The sequence below is a fragment of the Reichenbachiella carrageenanivorans genome, from assembly GCF_025639805.1.
GTDB lineage: Bacteria > Bacteroidota > Bacteroidia > Cytophagales > Cyclobacteriaceae > Reichenbachiella > Reichenbachiella carrageenanivorans.
This window is the reverse complement of sequence record NZ_CP106735.1, coordinates 1,199,258-1,213,797: the sequence shown is the minus strand read 5'-3', so window position 1 is coordinate 1,213,797 and position 14,540 is coordinate 1,199,258. Positions and strand designations below refer to the sequence as shown.

The window sequence follows — 14,540 nt, the reverse complement described above, 5'->3', positions numbered from 1 at the left end:
GAACAACCATGAATTTCAATATATATACAGTAAAATCACAAGAGGTCATCAACAAAGCCGGCGAGCTGGCTTCGGCTAATGGCCAACAGGCCATAGAGCCAGCGCACCTATTCCAGGCTATTCTGGAATCTGATGAAAATGTCATCGGTTTTGTTTCCAAAAAATTGGGAATCAACAAAGACCAACTGGCACAAAAAATAGCCGCACAAGTGGCTACTTATGCCAAGGTCTCGGGTCAGCAGCCCTACCTGTCCAATGACTCGGTAGCAGCCTTGACCAAAGCAGAAGCCATTGCCAAAAAAGGCGGGGATGAGTACGTAGCCATCGAGCACATCATCATGGGCATATTGGCTGGTAAGGAAAAATCCGCCAGCATTTTGAAAGAAGCAGGTTTCAACCAAAAAGACCTAGAACTAGCCATCAACGAACTGAGAGGAGGAAATATAGTGAATAGTCAAAACGCAGAATCGAACTACCAGTCTTTGGAGCGGTATTCTTTGAACCTAAACGAACTGGCCAAAAACGGAAAAATTGATCCCGTGATCGGTCGAGACGAGGAGATCAGAAGAGTACTTCAGATTTTGTCTCGTCGGACAAAAAACAACCCCATGCTCGTGGGTGAGCCTGGCGTGGGTAAGACCGCGATTATAGAAGGCATGGCGCAGCGTATCGTAGATGGCGATGTGCCCGAAAACCTGAAAACCAAAACGTTGTATTCTCTAGACATGGGCTTGCTCGTGGCTGGTGCCAAATACAAAGGAGAGTTTGAAGAGAGACTCAAAGCCGTGATCAAAGAAGTGACCGACTCAGCCGGAGAGATCATCATGTTTATAGATGAGATCCACACCTTGATAGGGGCTGGCGGTGGAGGCGAAGGCGCCATGGACGCCGCCAACTTGCTCAAGCCGGCTTTGGCCAGAGGTGAGTTGCATGCTATCGGAGCTACCACACTCAAGGAGTATCAAAAGTACATTGAGAAAGACAAGGCACTGGAGCGAAGGTTTCAGACGGTGCTCGTGGACGAGCCCAACGAAACGGATGCAATTTCTATTCTACGAGGAATCAAAGAAAAGTACGAAGTGCATCATGGAGTCAGGATCAAAGATGATGCGGTGATTGCAGCCGTAGAGCTGTCGAGCAGATACATATCGGACCGTCATTTGCCTGACAAGGCGATAGATTTGATGGACGAGGCAGCTTCTAAGCTCAGAATCGAAATAGATTCTTTGCCAGAGGAGCTCGACGAATTGCAGCGCAAAATCATGCAGTTGGAAATAGAGCGAGAAGCGATTCGAAGAGAAAAGAACAAGGAGCGTGAAAAAGTGCTTTCGAAAGAAATTTCCGAATTGTCGGAAAGAAGAGACGAGCTGAAAGCTAAGTGGGAAAATGAGAAGGCAGTAATCACAGGGATTCAGACCGAAAAGGAGAATATCGATAAATACAAAGCAGAGGCTGATCGAGCCGAGCGTGAAGGTGATTTTGGCAAAGTAGCTGAAATTCGATATGGCAAAATTCAGGAAAGCGAGAAAAAGCTCGAAGAATTTAAGGTGCAGTTGGCTACGATGCAAGGGGAAAGCACCTTGCTCAAAGAAGAAGTAGGTTCAGAAGACATTGCGGAGGTGGTAGCCAAGTGGACGGGTATCCCCGTACAAAAAATGCTACAAAGTGACCGAGAGAAGCTGCTTCACCTCGAAGACGAGCTGGGCAATCGTGTGGCAGGGCAGGCGGAAGCCATCGAGAGTATATCTGATGCCGTGCGGAGAAGCCGTGCGGGCTTACAAGATCCGAATCGTCCAATTGGATCGTTCATATTCTTGGGTACTACGGGCGTGGGCAAGACCGAATTGGCGAAAGCCCTGGCTGAGTATTTGTTTAATGACGAAAATGCCATGGTACGTATCGACATGTCGGAGTATCAGGAGCGACATGCGGTGAGTAGGCTCATCGGTGCTCCTCCGGGGTATGTGGGCTATGATGAAGGTGGGCAGCTGACCGAAGCGGTAAGACGAAAGCCGTATTCAGTGGTGCTCTTGGACGAAATCGAAAAAGCGCATCCCGATGCTTTCAACGTGCTTTTGCAAGTGTTGGATGATGGACGATTGACAGACAACAAGGGTCGCGTAGCGAACTTTAAAAACACAATCATCATCATGACGACCAATATTGGTTCGCACTTGATTCAGGAAAATTTCGAAAAGCTGACCGCCGACAATGCGGCTGAAGTGATCGAAAAGACCAAGCGAGAGGTGTTCGAGTTGATGAAGCAGTCGGTACGACCAGAGTTTTTGAACCGTGTGGATGAGACTATCATGTTCCGTCCGCTGACCAGAGAAAACATTCGTAAGATTGTGAGTATCCAGTTCAAGCAGATCCAAAAGCGATTGGCGGAGAATGGCATGAAGATTGAAAGCTCTGATCAGGTATTGGATCGTTTGGGTGAGCTGGGGTTTGACCCACAGTTTGGTGCCAGACCACTCAAGCGCGTGATGCAAAAGTTGATCCTCAACGAGCTATCCAAGCAGATACTCTCTGGAGCCATCAGCAACGATGCCGTGATCGGCATGACACTCAATGATCAAAATGATATTGAGTTCATCAATCTCGATCAGGTCAAAATAGAAGGGTAACAAGATTTCGCATTCAAGTACTAAACCCTGCACATTTTCTGTGTGGGGTTTTTTTGTGTCTAAAAGCGAAACAAAACTTAGATTAGCAATAGTATTGCAAACCAATAAAATAATTGATCAATCATGAAAGCCACTATACTCGTACCTACCACCAAAGAAAGAGGGCCATTGTTGCCCTATTCGGTAGGTAGTATTCTAAATCAGACCGAACAAGATTTTGAGATTTTCATCATTGGAGATGGGGTAGATGAAGAGACAAGAAAAGTTGTTTTGGATTTGCAGAAATTGGATAATCGCATCAAATTTTTTGACCATCCGAAGGGCCCAAGGCGAGGAGAAATTTACAGACATCAAGCACTCAAGGAGCACGCTCAAGGTGAAATAGTCTGCTATTTATTGGATAGAGATTTGATGCTACCAGATCATGTGGAGAAGATGTATGGACACTTGCAATCTTATAATTTTTGTGCACATACGAGTATTAAAGTCACTGAAAACCGACGGGACACATTTACTGTTCTTTATAAACCTTTTATTGGAACATATAAAAAATCGAGCCCACTCTTGAGGTTTGTGAATAAAGCACCTTTCTTTTTTTCTCAAGTAGGCCACACACTAAATTTTTATAAACAACTGCCGTATGGTTGGCGAACTACCCCGTCAGTTTACCCTACAGATGTTTATATGTGGCAACAATTTGTTAGGCATGATTATATTAATTTAATATCATCGTCAGATTTAACCATTTTGTATTTCAAAAGGGGTTCGCACCCCGGTCTTTCGGTCGAAGAACGAGTTTTAGAGTTAGTCAAATATTATGCGCAATTGAATAATGAAAAGGAAATAGATATGATTAAGCGACTGGCTTTTGAGGGACTTATAGAGGAACGAGCAAACTTGAGAAGTTCAAGGTTGTTGGTGAGAGGCTATGACTTATGGGAGGTTCCAGCGAAAATTTTCGCTAAATACAAACCTAAGTGGTAACTTTAAAAAGTTTACCTATTAGTTTGAAAGGTAATACCATACCTGATAATTGAATCACAAAATATGGTCTAGTTTCTTTAAAAACCCCATATCCTAAAAACGATCCGAAGGCATATGATATTAATGTAGCATAAGCAGCCCCTTGGATTCCATAGATTGGTATAAGCCAATAATTCAAACCAATATTTACTAGTGCAGCAAAGAAGCGCATGTATAGATGATATTGCGTTAGACCTTGTATGATCAGCATCTTAGTTACGGGTCGGCCGATAAAATTGAATACACTCGCCCAAATATGGATTTTCAATACGCTTGCAGAAGTCATGAAGGATTCGCCAAGTAGCCACGGCAATACCCAGTCCGCAGTCAAGAGCACCAAAAGAGATGTGATTAGTGCTAAATAGAAAAAGGTGGAGCACAACTGCTTTAAGTTTTCGTTGACCTTTGATGCGGATTGTTTTGCATTTGCAATAAGAAGAGGGAAAACAGAACCCAAAAAAGCTACTGGCAAAAAGTACCAACCTTCACTTAATTGCGCGGCGGCAGCATAAATACCTACTTGCTCATTGTCTAAAAGATCATGAATGATTATCTGATCAATTTTGAAATTGATAGCAATAAAAGCATTGCTGAGGAGCAGTGGCCAAGAGTGATGAGCGATTCTTTTGAGTGTTGATTTATCTATTGTCCAATGTTTTATTGAAAGATCTGTTTTTTTAAAGAAAAAGTAAGCGAGGAGAAGTATCATCAGCACCAACTGCACGACATCCGCCACAGCAAACCACAAAAGTGTGGAAGAACCTAAAATCAATACTACTTTTAGTAATGATGTGAGTGTAAGGCTTGTGCTCCGGGCTATGGCACTGTATTTTGATTTTATTTTGGCTTGAAAATAGTCGTCGAATGAGGTAAAAGAATTAAGCAAAATTCGGAAAGCCAAAATGACAACGAGTGAGTAGGTAAGTGAGTCTAGCAAAAAATAGCTACTGACAATGAGCACTAGATAGCATAGCCAAGAGCTGATCAAACTGGCAAATGCTGACGAACCTAATATTTGCGGGCTGTTTTCTGGATCATTTACTAATTCTTTAATGACGATAGTCGAATATCCCAAATTTGCGAATGGCAATACCAACGCTACTATGCTTATGGCATAACTTAAGACTCCAAATGGAGCAGGTCCCAAATACCTAATAACTAATATGCTGGTAATTAGTGTTAGAATTACCGTTATCCCTTTTTCTGATAAAAGGTGTAGGGTATTTGATACAGTTTTTTTGTTGATTAGGTCACGCATATTATTGGTTTACCATCAAGTAGTTTAATACTTGTGTCCAGTATGTTAAGCGGGTCGATATCATGAGTAAAATAAAAATGGATAAAAATAAAGTACTATGTCTAGTGAGTATCATAATAGTAATCCAAACATAATTTTGTGCTTTTTGATGTCCCTTATAGCATTCGAAATGGTCAGATATAGACCATCGAATAGAGTTAAACAAGTCTATTTTTTTGAGGAGGATGCAAAATTTTGAAGCTCTCGGTATTTGTACAATGAGAGTATTTTTCTCGGCTATGAGCCAATATGAAAAACAGATCAAAAAGAAATAAGTCCAAGACAACTGTCCCATGGTATAAATGAGCATCCCAGTATGAAAGACCATCCCAAAAGTAATGGCAATTCTGGTTTTATTAGGAATAAGTATTAGTACAGCTAAAATTATTTCTATCATGAAAGTAAATATGCCAAGCCCAATGGCAAAATAATCCTGTAGCCATGATGAGTCTAATATTTGGTAATATGGAGAGGAGAAAACCTCATATGAGAAATGGTGCATATAGAGACCGTTCCACCAATCCAAGTCCAATGCTTTGTTGACAGCCGTACCGATATAGAGTAGTGTCAGTTGTATTCTGAAAGGCCATGTCGAGTTACCCGACATTCCGCAAAGAATAAAAAGACAACCCGTGTATAGAAGGGAAGTACTGTAGAGAGGCATACTAGAAGCAACTAAAAGAATCAAAGTAATACCAATGACTAAACTAGCTTTTTTAGGTTCGATATTAAGGGTAATAAGTGAGACACCTCCAATCAGTATCAAAAAGACAAAAGAGGAAAAGAGAAGTGTAGGTAGCAGATTCAGCATATCGATAAATGGGAGATATGGCAAGCCATCGTACAGCTGATGCCAAACATCCATACGCATCACAAGAAGATAGATAGCAAGAAGTCGAAGAATCAATAAAATATTCGCTGGGGTATTGTTATTCATAATAAATATGATCTTCTGGCCAGAGCCAGACAGCTTTTTGGTGACCATTAATTATAAAATCTAGTGCAACTTGAGTTGAGTCAAGAGATCCATATGTGATTTCATAGTTTTTTATGAGTGCAATCAAATTATGTATATTTCTATTCTCCCTGCCTGTTTTCGATTTCCTATATCTTTCCTTTATTTCCTTATCAGTAAGTGAGCGACCGTCCATATTGACATTAATGGAATAATTGGAAATTTGATCATAAGGAACCCAGCAGAAATACTTGGTATCCGAAAATATTCCTATGATGATACCTACGATCTGCGCACAAAAAAACATTCCCAATAGAATAAGTGTAAGTTTGGACACTAATTTCAATATTTGATTAATATTTACAGAAAGCTAGCGAAGATAAAGAAATGAAAAAAATAGCACTGGTCGGATGTGGCATTTGGGGAATGAAAATCCTTTCGGAATTAGTAAATCTAGGATGCGAGGTGACTGTATTCGACGAAACCCCCACAGTGCCTGATGAAGTAAAAGCACTTGGGATTGATTTTTTTCACCAAGGCTGCCCTACCGATGTGAGCTACGACGGTATCATAGTCGCTACCCCGTCTACCACGCATCGCCAAGTACTTGAAAAGTTGTTGCCACTTCAAACGCCTATTTTTTTAGAGAAGCCGCTCACCACTAGTTTGGATGATGCAAAGGCACTTGCTGCCATTGTGCATGAGCATGTTTATCTGATGCATATCTGGCTATATCATCCAGGTATTTTGGCAATAGCCGAAATAGTAAAGTCAAACGAGCTAGGCAAACTAAAAGGCATTCGATCTACGCGAGCCAATTGGACAAGTCCAAGAAAAGACACAGATAGTGTTTGGAATCTAGCACCGCACGACGTCACCATCACAAAAGCCATCTTGGGACAAATACCTCAACCTAAATATGCAGTAGTAGAAAACCATCAAGGTACCATTCGGGGCATGTATGCCGTATTGGGCAAATACCCCTATAGTATTTTCGAAGTGTCTAATCGCTATGAAAACAAAAGGAGAGAAGTGCGCGCACATTTTGAAAAAGGTGTAGTGGTACTTCAAGACGAAAAAGTGAAGCACATCGATATCCATTATGGAGATGACCAATCGGAACAAGGAACAAAAGAGGTGGAAAAAAGGTCGTTTGATCCTACACCACCACTAAGGTTGGAGGTAAAAGAATTTGTAGAATATTTGAATGGTGGCCCAAAACCACGGAGTAATTTTCAAGAAGGACTTGAAGTCATCGAAGTCATCGATCAGTTGATCACCCTTGCAAAATAGGGTCTTTTTGGTCTTTGAAGGGCTCCCAGTCTTGTAGCATTGATTTTAGCTCGGATACAGTAGGAAACCCTTCTGCTCTAGAAGACATATGAACGGAATCCATCGGCCAAGGAATTTCCAAGTCAGGAGCATCCCATCTACAACCCCAATTATCATCCTTGCCATAGTCCACATAGGACTCGGATACTGCCTGTATGTGCATGGAGTCTTCAAAAAAGTACCACCCATGTAGCAATCCTTTTGGAAAAATAAGAGCCTTCATATCAGCACCATACAACTCGTACAAAGAATAAACGCCCTCTGTGGGAGAACCTGGTCGAAGATCCATCAGACCCACCAGACAGTGACCGCTCAGCAAACTAAAATATTCATCGTGGCGTTTATGCAGGTGCATACCGCGAAATACTCCAGGTACAGACTTGACCACACTCCACTGTACAGGGTCTAGGCAAGAGTCCCAATGGTTTTGAAACACCTCGGAAAATGATCCTCTTGAATCTGTTTTTTCATCGATGCATACTTCAGAAACTTCGTAAATTAATTTGCCAGCAATGAGTTTAGAGCAACTAGACATGATTATGTATTTATTGAAGTGCGAATTTACAGAAAATTGCCACGCTCATCAAGTCCACTTTTATACCCCCACCTTTTTCCTAGGCAAAATACCCATTTTAACATTTCTTAATACTTTTTGGCATGGTGATTGGATATTGCTACACGAGTTTAGATTGATTAACAATCGATGAAACTGACGGTTTCATCGGAGCTCAATCACACGATTGAGATTAGTTGATTGGTTATGTTTTGAGTTTTGTCCCAGGGGTGGTTCCCTGGGACTTTTTTTTGCCCTGTTGGGAATGGTCGCTCTAGAAAAGAATTAATTGATTTATCTTTATTTCAAACTACAGATCCATGCCCAAGATAGAAATTATAGACCTTCATTTTCAGAATCTCGAACACACCATTGCTTCCTATTTGTTGCCGACTGCGGATGGCCCTGTGCTCATCGAAACAGGCCCATACGCCACTTTTGCTCAGCTCAAACGAGGAGTAGCACAGGCTGGCTATCAGCTCAGCGACATCAAACACGTATTTTTGACCCATATCCATTTGGATCATGCAGGTGCAGCTTGGGCGCTGGCGGAGACAGGTGCTCATATTTATTTGCATCCTTTCGGCGCAAAAAACATGGAAGATCCCTCTCGACTCATGGAGTCGGCCAAGCGGATCTATCAAGACCGAATGGACGAACTCTGGGGAGATATGAAACCGATACCCGCCGACCAATTGATTCAGGTGGCGGATGATCAGGTCATTGAAATAGGCAACCTCGCGATCAAAAGCCTGCACACCCCTGGCCATGCCAAGCACCACATCGCTTGGCAGGTAGGTGAGGCCATATTTACCGGAGATGTGGCAGGAGTCAAAATAGACCAAGGGCCTGTAGTGCCACCATGTCCACCGCCAGACATCAACTTGGAGGATTGGCAAGCGTCTATTGCACGATTGCGACAAGCCAACCCCAAGGTACTCTACCTGACGCATTACAACAAAATCGAAAACGTAGACAGCCATTTGTCTGACCTAGAAAACATCCTAAACGACTGGGCGGTATGGGTCAAAACACAAATGGCCGCCGGCCTCTCTAATGAGGAAATGGTACCGCTATTTATGGCTTATACGGCTGAGCAGTTGCGCCAAGCAGGACTAGGTGAGTCCGCTATTCAGCTCTACGAAGCTGCCAATCCATCATGGATGAGCGTGGCAGGACTTGTTCGCTACTGGACCAAAAAAGAAAGCTAAATGTAAAAACCAACCTAATATGAACAACCTAAAACACCTTGTCTTTCTTGATATAGAAACTGTATCTGGATCATCTTCTTTTGAAACACTAGCACCAGGGATGCAGGCGCTATGGGAAAAGAAAACCACTTTTCTGAGAAAGGATGATGAAATACCTCTTGACAAATTATACTTTGATAGAGCAGCAATATATTCCGAATTTGGAAAAATCGTTTGTATATCGGTAGGCATCTTATACCATGATGCAGACGACCAGCTCAATATTCGTATCAAGGCCATTCGGTCGGATGATGAAAAAGAACTGCTAGAGGAGTTTGTGGCTCTACTGCACGACAAGATGGATGAAACTAAAATCCAGCTTTGTGGGCACAATGCTAAGGAATTCGATTTTCCTTATATCTGTCGCCGTATGATAATCAATGACATTGTACTTCCGCCGTATTTGCAAATCTCAGGTAAAAAACCCTGGGAGATCAAACACCTTGATACCATGGAGATGTGGAAGTTTGGCGATTATAAAAGCTATACTTCCTTGGCATTGCTCACCGAAGTGTTCGGCATACCTTCTCCCAAGGACGACATCGATGGGAGTGATGTCAATCGGGTCTATTATCATGAAGAAGGTTTGGAACGCATTGCTCATTATTGCAACCGTGATGTATTGGCTACGGCACAGGTTTACCTTAAAGTCCAAGGTCATACTTTGATCACTGAGGATCATATCCAATTTGTGGATTAGAAAACCTTTTGAGTTTAAACAATAATTATTATTTCTTCTACATTTGCCGTCCACGCGCATGTGGTGAAATTGGTAGACACGCTGTCTTCAGGTGGCAGTGCTTTTGGGCGTGGAGGTTCGAGTCCTCTCATGCGCACTAGACCCAGACTAATCCGTTTGGTTTTTTTGGATCAGTCTGTATAGTTGGCGGATTACTAATTCATGTTCAAACACCACCCTTTTTAACTTATAAAGAGGAGTATCAACTTAAAGATTAGTTGCTTTAGAGGGCTGGCAAAAAATTGGTGGCGATGTGGGTAATGGCTTTGCGCTTTTAAATTTTTCTTGATTTTTGCATCCTTTTTATGTCCTTTAGGATGACCAATAAACATAAAGGCATTCGCCTTGCCATTCTGCCCGATAGGTTTTTAGCGTTTTCCATCGATTCTCGCATTCCTCGCCAGAGGCCAAGCTAAATCTGTAGCTATGCCATGGACACACTACTTCGCCGAATGGATTGATTTTTCCTTTGCTCAAATCTTCACCCAAGTGGGGGCAGTTCTTCGCGAAAGCCATGAAGCCTTTTGGTGTGTGAGCCAAACAAAGTTCTTGATTTTCGATCCGTATCTTTTTGATCTTATGGAGTGGGATTACCTGTTGGGCCTGGGCTTTAGATTCGAAAACTAGATATTTGTTCATCGGATTGGGCTTTATTTTCTAATATTAAACTTTCGATTCAACAATACCTTATGAACTGCCAGAGAAAGAAATTCAACCTCAAAAGAAAGTTTGCTTATCTGAATTGCGCTTACATGGCGCCGCTCCTCAAGAAAGTAGAAATAGCGGGTATAGAAGGCATAAAAGCCAAACGCCAGCCGAGTAAAATATCCGGAGAAGATTTCTTCAAAGAGGCCGAAACACTTCGCGTGCTCTACTCCGACCTGATCAATAATTCAGAGCCCAATAGAATTGTGATGATCCCATCGGCATCGTACGGGATAGGCAATGCAGTCAAAAACATTCCCTTGCAAAAGGGAGAAAATGTAGTGCTTACCAAAGACCAGTTTCCAAGTAATGTATACCCATGGAAAAGCCATTGTGAAAAGTATGGCGCTGACCTGATACTTGTGGTTCCTCCAGATACCGAAAACCAGCGTGGTCGCAAATGGAATGAAAGTATACTGGCCGCCATTTCGGAAAAAACAAAAGCGGTGAGCCTGGGACATGTACACTGGGCAGATGGTACTTTGTTTGCTTTGAAAGCCATTCGTAAAAGATGTGATGAAGTAGGTGCGGCTATGATTATTGATGGTACTCAGTCGGTGGGTGCTTATCCGTTTGATATCCAAGAAATCAAACCAGATGCACTCATCGTGGCGGGATACAAATGGCTCATGGGTCCATATACCAGTGGTTTGGCCTATTATGGCCCTCGATTTGACCAAGGGGAGCCCATCGAACAAAATTGGATCAACAGAAAAAACAGCAGTGATTTTGCCCATTTGGTCAATTACCAAGACGAGTATGAGGAAGGCGCTTTGCGCTATGGCATGGGACAGCAGAGCAACTTCATCGCCAACCCTATGCTCATTACGGCTATTAAGCAGCTGCGACAATGGGGTGTAGAAAATATCCAGAACTACTGTGCCGATTTGATTGCAGGCCCACTAGAAGAGGTTAAAAAAATGGGGTTGTATGTGGAGGATGCAGAGGCCCGAGGGGCACATTTGTTTGGTATCAAGTTTCCTAAAGATAGAATGGAACATTTGGCAAAAGCCCTCAAAGTACATCGAGTCAGCGTGTCTATTCGTGGGGAGTTTATTCGGATATCGCCACACGTTTACAACGACGAAAAGGACATGAACAAACTACTTCGCGCTTTAAAAGAGGCTTTATAAATATGTGGAAACAGGGAGCGCTTTCAGTACTAGTATTGGTGTTTTTGGCTTTTGGGCTTCGAGCCCAAGAACTACCCAATTTGCCGCCTTCTATCAAATGGCAGCAAATCAATAGTGAGCATTTTCGCATTATTTTCCCGAAAGGGTTAGAAGAAGAGGCGCAGCGTACCACCAATATTTTGGAAAATGTATATGAGCCGGCAAGTCATTCTTTGGGAGCTAGGCCTCGAAAGTTTCCTGTGGTGCTACAAAACCAGTATGCGGTATCCAATGGCATGGTCACGATTGCGCCGTATCGTTCGGAGTTTTATACTTTCGAGCCCCAGAGCTATCGTCAGCAGGGCAATGACCGATGGATCGAACGGCTAGCAGTGCATGAGTATCGGCACATGGTGCAGTTCGAAAAAGCAATTACTCCTTTCAACAAAGTATTGTATGCTCTGATGGGTGAGTATGGGCCATTTTTGGCTTCGGCGGCAGCGGCACCGCAGTGGTTTTTCGAAGGGGATGCCGTGGGCGTAGAGACGGCTTTTGGACGTTCTGGTCGTGGTCGAATTCCTTCTTTTATGATGGCTTTCAAAGCCAATTTAATTGAAAAGGATGGGTTCAATTATTACAAACAGTTTTTGAAATCTTATAGAGATCAGGTACCAAACCACTATGTGACGGGGTATCTGATGACTACCTATCTCAAAAATAAAACTGGTGCGGATGTTTGGGATCGAATTGTTGGGAGGTCTTTTGCTCAACCATATATCCCGTTTACTTTTTCCAACAGTATGAAAAAGGAATCGGGCAAGCATCTGGTGCCTACTTACAACGAAATGCTGGCTGAACAAAAGCAGCTTTATACGAATCAACTGAATCAGATTACGCCTACAGCATTTGATACTTTAGAGCATAAGGAAAAGAAAAACTTCACAAACTATTACTACCCACGCCGAGTTTATGATGGTCGTGTGCTCGCTATCAAAATGGGTTTTTCAGATATTGCTTCATTGGTGTTGATAGATGAACAAGGTAAAGAAGAAAGCATTTTTAAATTGGGTAATTGGCAAAACCCCGAATCGCTGAGCTCTAATGATTCTACGGTAGTATGGGCAGAGCTTGAACTTGACCCTCGCTGGCAGCGACGTACTTATTCGGTCATTAAAAAACTGAATTTGAAATCCAAAAAAATGACGCGCCTCACAGACCAATCAAAATATGCCGCACCTACCATCTCTCACAACAATCAGTGGCTAGTAGCCATTGACCAATCTGTAGAAGGCCAATTCGAAATTCATTTGCTGGATGCTCAAAATGGGCAGTTGATCAAGTCTTTCGAAAACCCAGATAATAGCATGTATTCTGTGCCGCAATTTGACGATAGAGATGAACATTTGGTATTGCTGAAAAATGAGGGGGAAGGCAAAGCAGTTATTTTAAAAGATATAAAGACAGGAGAAGAACGGACGTTATATTTTTCCGATAAGGAAAACCTAGGAACACCTATACTTCAAGGTGAGTGGCTCTACTATGCCACTGATCACAATGGTATAGACAACATCTATGCGGAGAACATCAAGAGCAAAGAAAATTATCAAGTCACCAGTTCTCGATTTGGAGCATTTAGTCCTAGAATGTCTAAGACAGGAGAACTACTGTATAATGAATATACGGCTGATGGGTTTGAAATGGCAGCTGTACAGGTATCGCCTGATAGCTGGACGAAAAAGGAAGAGGTAAAATATGTAGGATTCGATTTTCAAGAGCCCATGGTGGAGCAAGAGGGTCATGAAGGTGTGCTTTATAACTACTCAGATTCGGCATATCAAATCACCAAGTACAAAAAGCTCTTGAGGTCTGTTCGCCCACACACTTGGGGTCTCAGTACCCTGCCGATCAACAATACCTACACCATTGGGATGTTTTCCAAAGATGTATTACAAACTTCGACCTTGTCGGCGAATGCGACCTACAACAATGATGAAAATGTGTGGCGATTTGTAGTTGCGGGGAGCTATCAGGCATGGTACCCGATCCTCGATGCCAGTTTTGGGTATGGGGCTCGTACGGTGGATGTAGTAGGTCAGAATAGCATTCGAACGTACAGTTGGGATGAAAGCGAAATCAAAGTGGGACTGAGGCTGCCTTTGTTTTTCACCAATTCGAAATATTACCGTAAGGTGGAGTTAGGCGTAAGCACAGATTATATCGCAGTACAAAATTATGATGTGCCTGTGATGGATCCACGATTTGTACGAAATGGAGAGTTGATCGGTATGATATATAAAGCCTCGTTTCAGCGATTGCTGAGTAGAAGTTATTTAGATCTTAACAGCCAGTGGGGGCAAACGTTGGTGTTGAATTACAAACAGACACCATTTGGTGGCGATTACCAAAGCGAGCAATTTTCGGTACAGACTAATTTGTATTTTCCAGGCCTATTCAGACATCACTCGGTGCGACTGCTTGGAGGTTATCAACAAGACGATAATTCAGAATATCAATTTGCCAGCTCTATCTCGTTTACCAGAGGCTATAGTTATCGTTCGTACGATCATTTTGTCAACTTATCGTTCAACTACAAAATGCCTTTGGCGTATATGGATTGGCATTTAGGGCCTGTGTTCAACCTTCGACGGGTTTACATCAATGGGTTTTATGATTATGGAATTGGGAGAAATGATACTCCCATGGAGTCAGATCATGACTTGAAGTCATATGGAGCTGAAGTTTCCTTCAATTTCAATTTGTTTAGACTATTACCGCTAATCGATATGGGTGTACGATACAGCTATTTGCCAACTATTGATGATAGGGTCTTTGAAATTATTTTTGGGGGAGTCACTTTCTAGACTCTATTCACCCAGCTATAATGAGCAACATCAATAAAGCATAAGAAATAAGGCTGATGGCCACACGGACATATTTTTTGAAATTC

11 protein-coding genes and 1 tRNA gene are annotated in these 14,540 nt (G+C 42.4%); 8 read left to right on the top strand and 4 right to left on the bottom strand.

The features are described 5' to 3' along the window. Positions 1–8: 8 nt before the first annotated feature. Both clpB and N7E81_RS04765 read left to right on the top strand, forming a co-directional pair. Positions 9–2,627 carry an ATP-dependent chaperone ClpB gene (clpB, locus tag N7E81_RS04770; protein WP_263052141.1) on the top strand — a complete coding sequence of 873 codons (2,619 nt, stop codon included), beginning with the start codon at positions 9–11 and terminating at the stop codon, positions 2,625–2,627. Positions 2,628–2,750: 123 nt separating this feature from the next. After that, positions 2,751–3,611 (top strand): glycosyltransferase family 2 protein, encoded by an 861-nt coding sequence (locus N7E81_RS04765; protein WP_263052140.1) that lies wholly within the window; start codon positions 2,751–2,753, stop codon positions 3,609–3,611. Here the strand turns inward: N7E81_RS04765 and N7E81_RS04760 are convergent. Continuing rightward, positions 3,601–4,908 carry a flippase gene (locus N7E81_RS04760; RefSeq protein ID WP_263052139.1) on the bottom strand — a complete coding sequence of 436 codons (1,308 nt, stop codon included), beginning with the start codon at positions 4,906–4,908 and terminating at the stop codon, positions 3,601–3,603. The genes N7E81_RS04765 and N7E81_RS04760 overlap by 11 nt on opposite strands. 1 nt (position 4,909) lies before the next feature. Continuing rightward, positions 4,910–5,932 carry a hypothetical protein gene (locus tag N7E81_RS04755; protein WP_263052138.1) on the bottom strand — a complete coding sequence of 341 codons (1,023 nt, stop codon included), beginning with the start codon at positions 5,930–5,932 and terminating at the stop codon, positions 4,910–4,912. A 357-nt stretch (positions 5,933–6,289) separates the two neighbouring features. On the opposite strand from N7E81_RS04755, the gene N7E81_RS04750 reads away from it, so the two are divergent. Beyond that, positions 6,290–7,195 carry a Gfo/Idh/MocA family protein gene (locus N7E81_RS04750; protein WP_263052137.1) on the top strand — a complete coding sequence of 302 codons (906 nt, stop codon included), beginning with the start codon at positions 6,290–6,292 and terminating at the stop codon, positions 7,193–7,195. Here the strand turns inward: N7E81_RS04750 and N7E81_RS04745 are convergent. Continuing rightward, positions 7,179–7,769: a dTDP-4-dehydrorhamnose 3,5-epimerase family protein gene (locus N7E81_RS04745; RefSeq protein ID WP_263052136.1), complete on the bottom strand. Its 591-nt coding sequence runs from the start codon at positions 7,767–7,769 to the stop codon at positions 7,179–7,181. The two genes, N7E81_RS04750 and N7E81_RS04745, sit on opposite strands and share 17 nt — an antisense overlap. A gap of 338 nt (positions 7,770–8,107) precedes the next feature. Between N7E81_RS04745 and N7E81_RS04740 the strand changes: the two genes are divergently transcribed. The 3 genes from N7E81_RS04740 to N7E81_RS04730 all read left to right on the top strand — a co-directional run bounded on the left by N7E81_RS04740 (position 8,108) and on the right by N7E81_RS04730 (position 9,873). Further along, a complete protein-coding gene (locus N7E81_RS04740) occupies positions 8,108–8,998 on the top strand; it encodes an MBL fold metallo-hydrolase (RefSeq protein ID WP_263052135.1) in 891 nt (296 codons plus the stop codon). Between the two features lie 19 nt (positions 8,999–9,017). Further along, positions 9,018–9,737: a 3'-5' exonuclease gene (locus N7E81_RS04735; protein ID WP_263052134.1), complete on the top strand. Its 720-nt coding sequence runs from the start codon at positions 9,018–9,020 to the stop codon at positions 9,735–9,737. A gap of 54 nt (positions 9,738–9,791) precedes the next feature. Beyond that, positions 9,792–9,873, top strand: a tRNA-Leu gene (locus tag N7E81_RS04730). 215 nt (positions 9,874–10,088) lie between these two features. Here the strand turns inward: N7E81_RS04730 and N7E81_RS04725 are convergent. Then, positions 10,089–10,415 (bottom strand): Rieske (2Fe-2S) protein, encoded by a 327-nt coding sequence (locus N7E81_RS04725; RefSeq protein ID WP_263052133.1) that lies wholly within the window; start codon positions 10,413–10,415, stop codon positions 10,089–10,091. Positions 10,416–10,465: 50 nt separating this feature from the next. Between N7E81_RS04725 and N7E81_RS04720 the strand changes: the two genes are divergently transcribed. Together N7E81_RS04720 and N7E81_RS04715 are read left to right on the top strand one after the other, a co-directional pair. Then, positions 10,466–11,614: an aminotransferase class V-fold PLP-dependent enzyme gene (locus tag N7E81_RS04720; protein WP_263052132.1), complete on the top strand. Its 1,149-nt coding sequence runs from the start codon at positions 10,466–10,468 to the stop codon at positions 11,612–11,614. A gap of 2 nt (positions 11,615–11,616) precedes the next feature. After that, positions 11,617–14,454 carry a BamA/TamA family outer membrane protein gene (locus N7E81_RS04715; protein WP_263052131.1) on the top strand — a complete coding sequence of 946 codons (2,838 nt, stop codon included), beginning with the start codon at positions 11,617–11,619 and terminating at the stop codon, positions 14,452–14,454. Positions 14,455–14,540 lie beyond the last annotated feature (86 nt).

Excerpts from the sequence above, each read along its gene's own strand:
- N7E81_RS04760 (WP_263052139.1), bottom strand. The coding sequence starts at position 4,908 with ATGCGTGACCTAATCAACAAAAAAACTGTATCAAATACCCTACACCTT.
- N7E81_RS04715 (WP_263052131.1), top strand. The coding sequence starts at position 11,617 with ATGTGGAAACAGGGAGCGCTTTCAGTACTAGTATTGGTGTTTTTGGCT.
- N7E81_RS04750 (WP_263052137.1), top strand. The coding sequence starts at position 6,290 with ATGAAAAAAATAGCACTGGTCGGATGTGGCATTTGGGGAATGAAAATC.
- N7E81_RS04755 (WP_263052138.1), bottom strand. The coding sequence starts at position 5,932 with ATGGTCACCAAAAAGCTGTCTGGCTCTGGCCAGAAGATCATATTTATT.
- N7E81_RS04765 (WP_263052140.1), top strand. The coding sequence starts at position 2,751 with ATGAAAGCCACTATACTCGTACCTACCACCAAAGAAAGAGGGCCATTG.
- N7E81_RS04720 (WP_263052132.1), top strand. The coding sequence starts at position 10,466 with ATGAACTGCCAGAGAAAGAAATTCAACCTCAAAAGAAAGTTTGCTTAT.
- N7E81_RS04745 (WP_263052136.1), bottom strand. The coding sequence starts at position 7,769 with ATGTCTAGTTGCTCTAAACTCATTGCTGGCAAATTAATTTACGAAGTT.
- N7E81_RS04740 (WP_263052135.1), top strand. The coding sequence starts at position 8,108 with ATGCCCAAGATAGAAATTATAGACCTTCATTTTCAGAATCTCGAACAC.
- N7E81_RS04735 (WP_263052134.1), top strand. The coding sequence starts at position 9,018 with ATGAACAACCTAAAACACCTTGTCTTTCTTGATATAGAAACTGTATCT.
- clpB (WP_263052141.1), top strand. The coding sequence starts at position 9 with ATGAATTTCAATATATATACAGTAAAATCACAAGAGGTCATCAACAAA.
- N7E81_RS04725 (WP_263052133.1), bottom strand. The coding sequence starts at position 10,415 with ATGAACAAATATCTAGTTTTCGAATCTAAAGCCCAGGCCCAACAGGTA.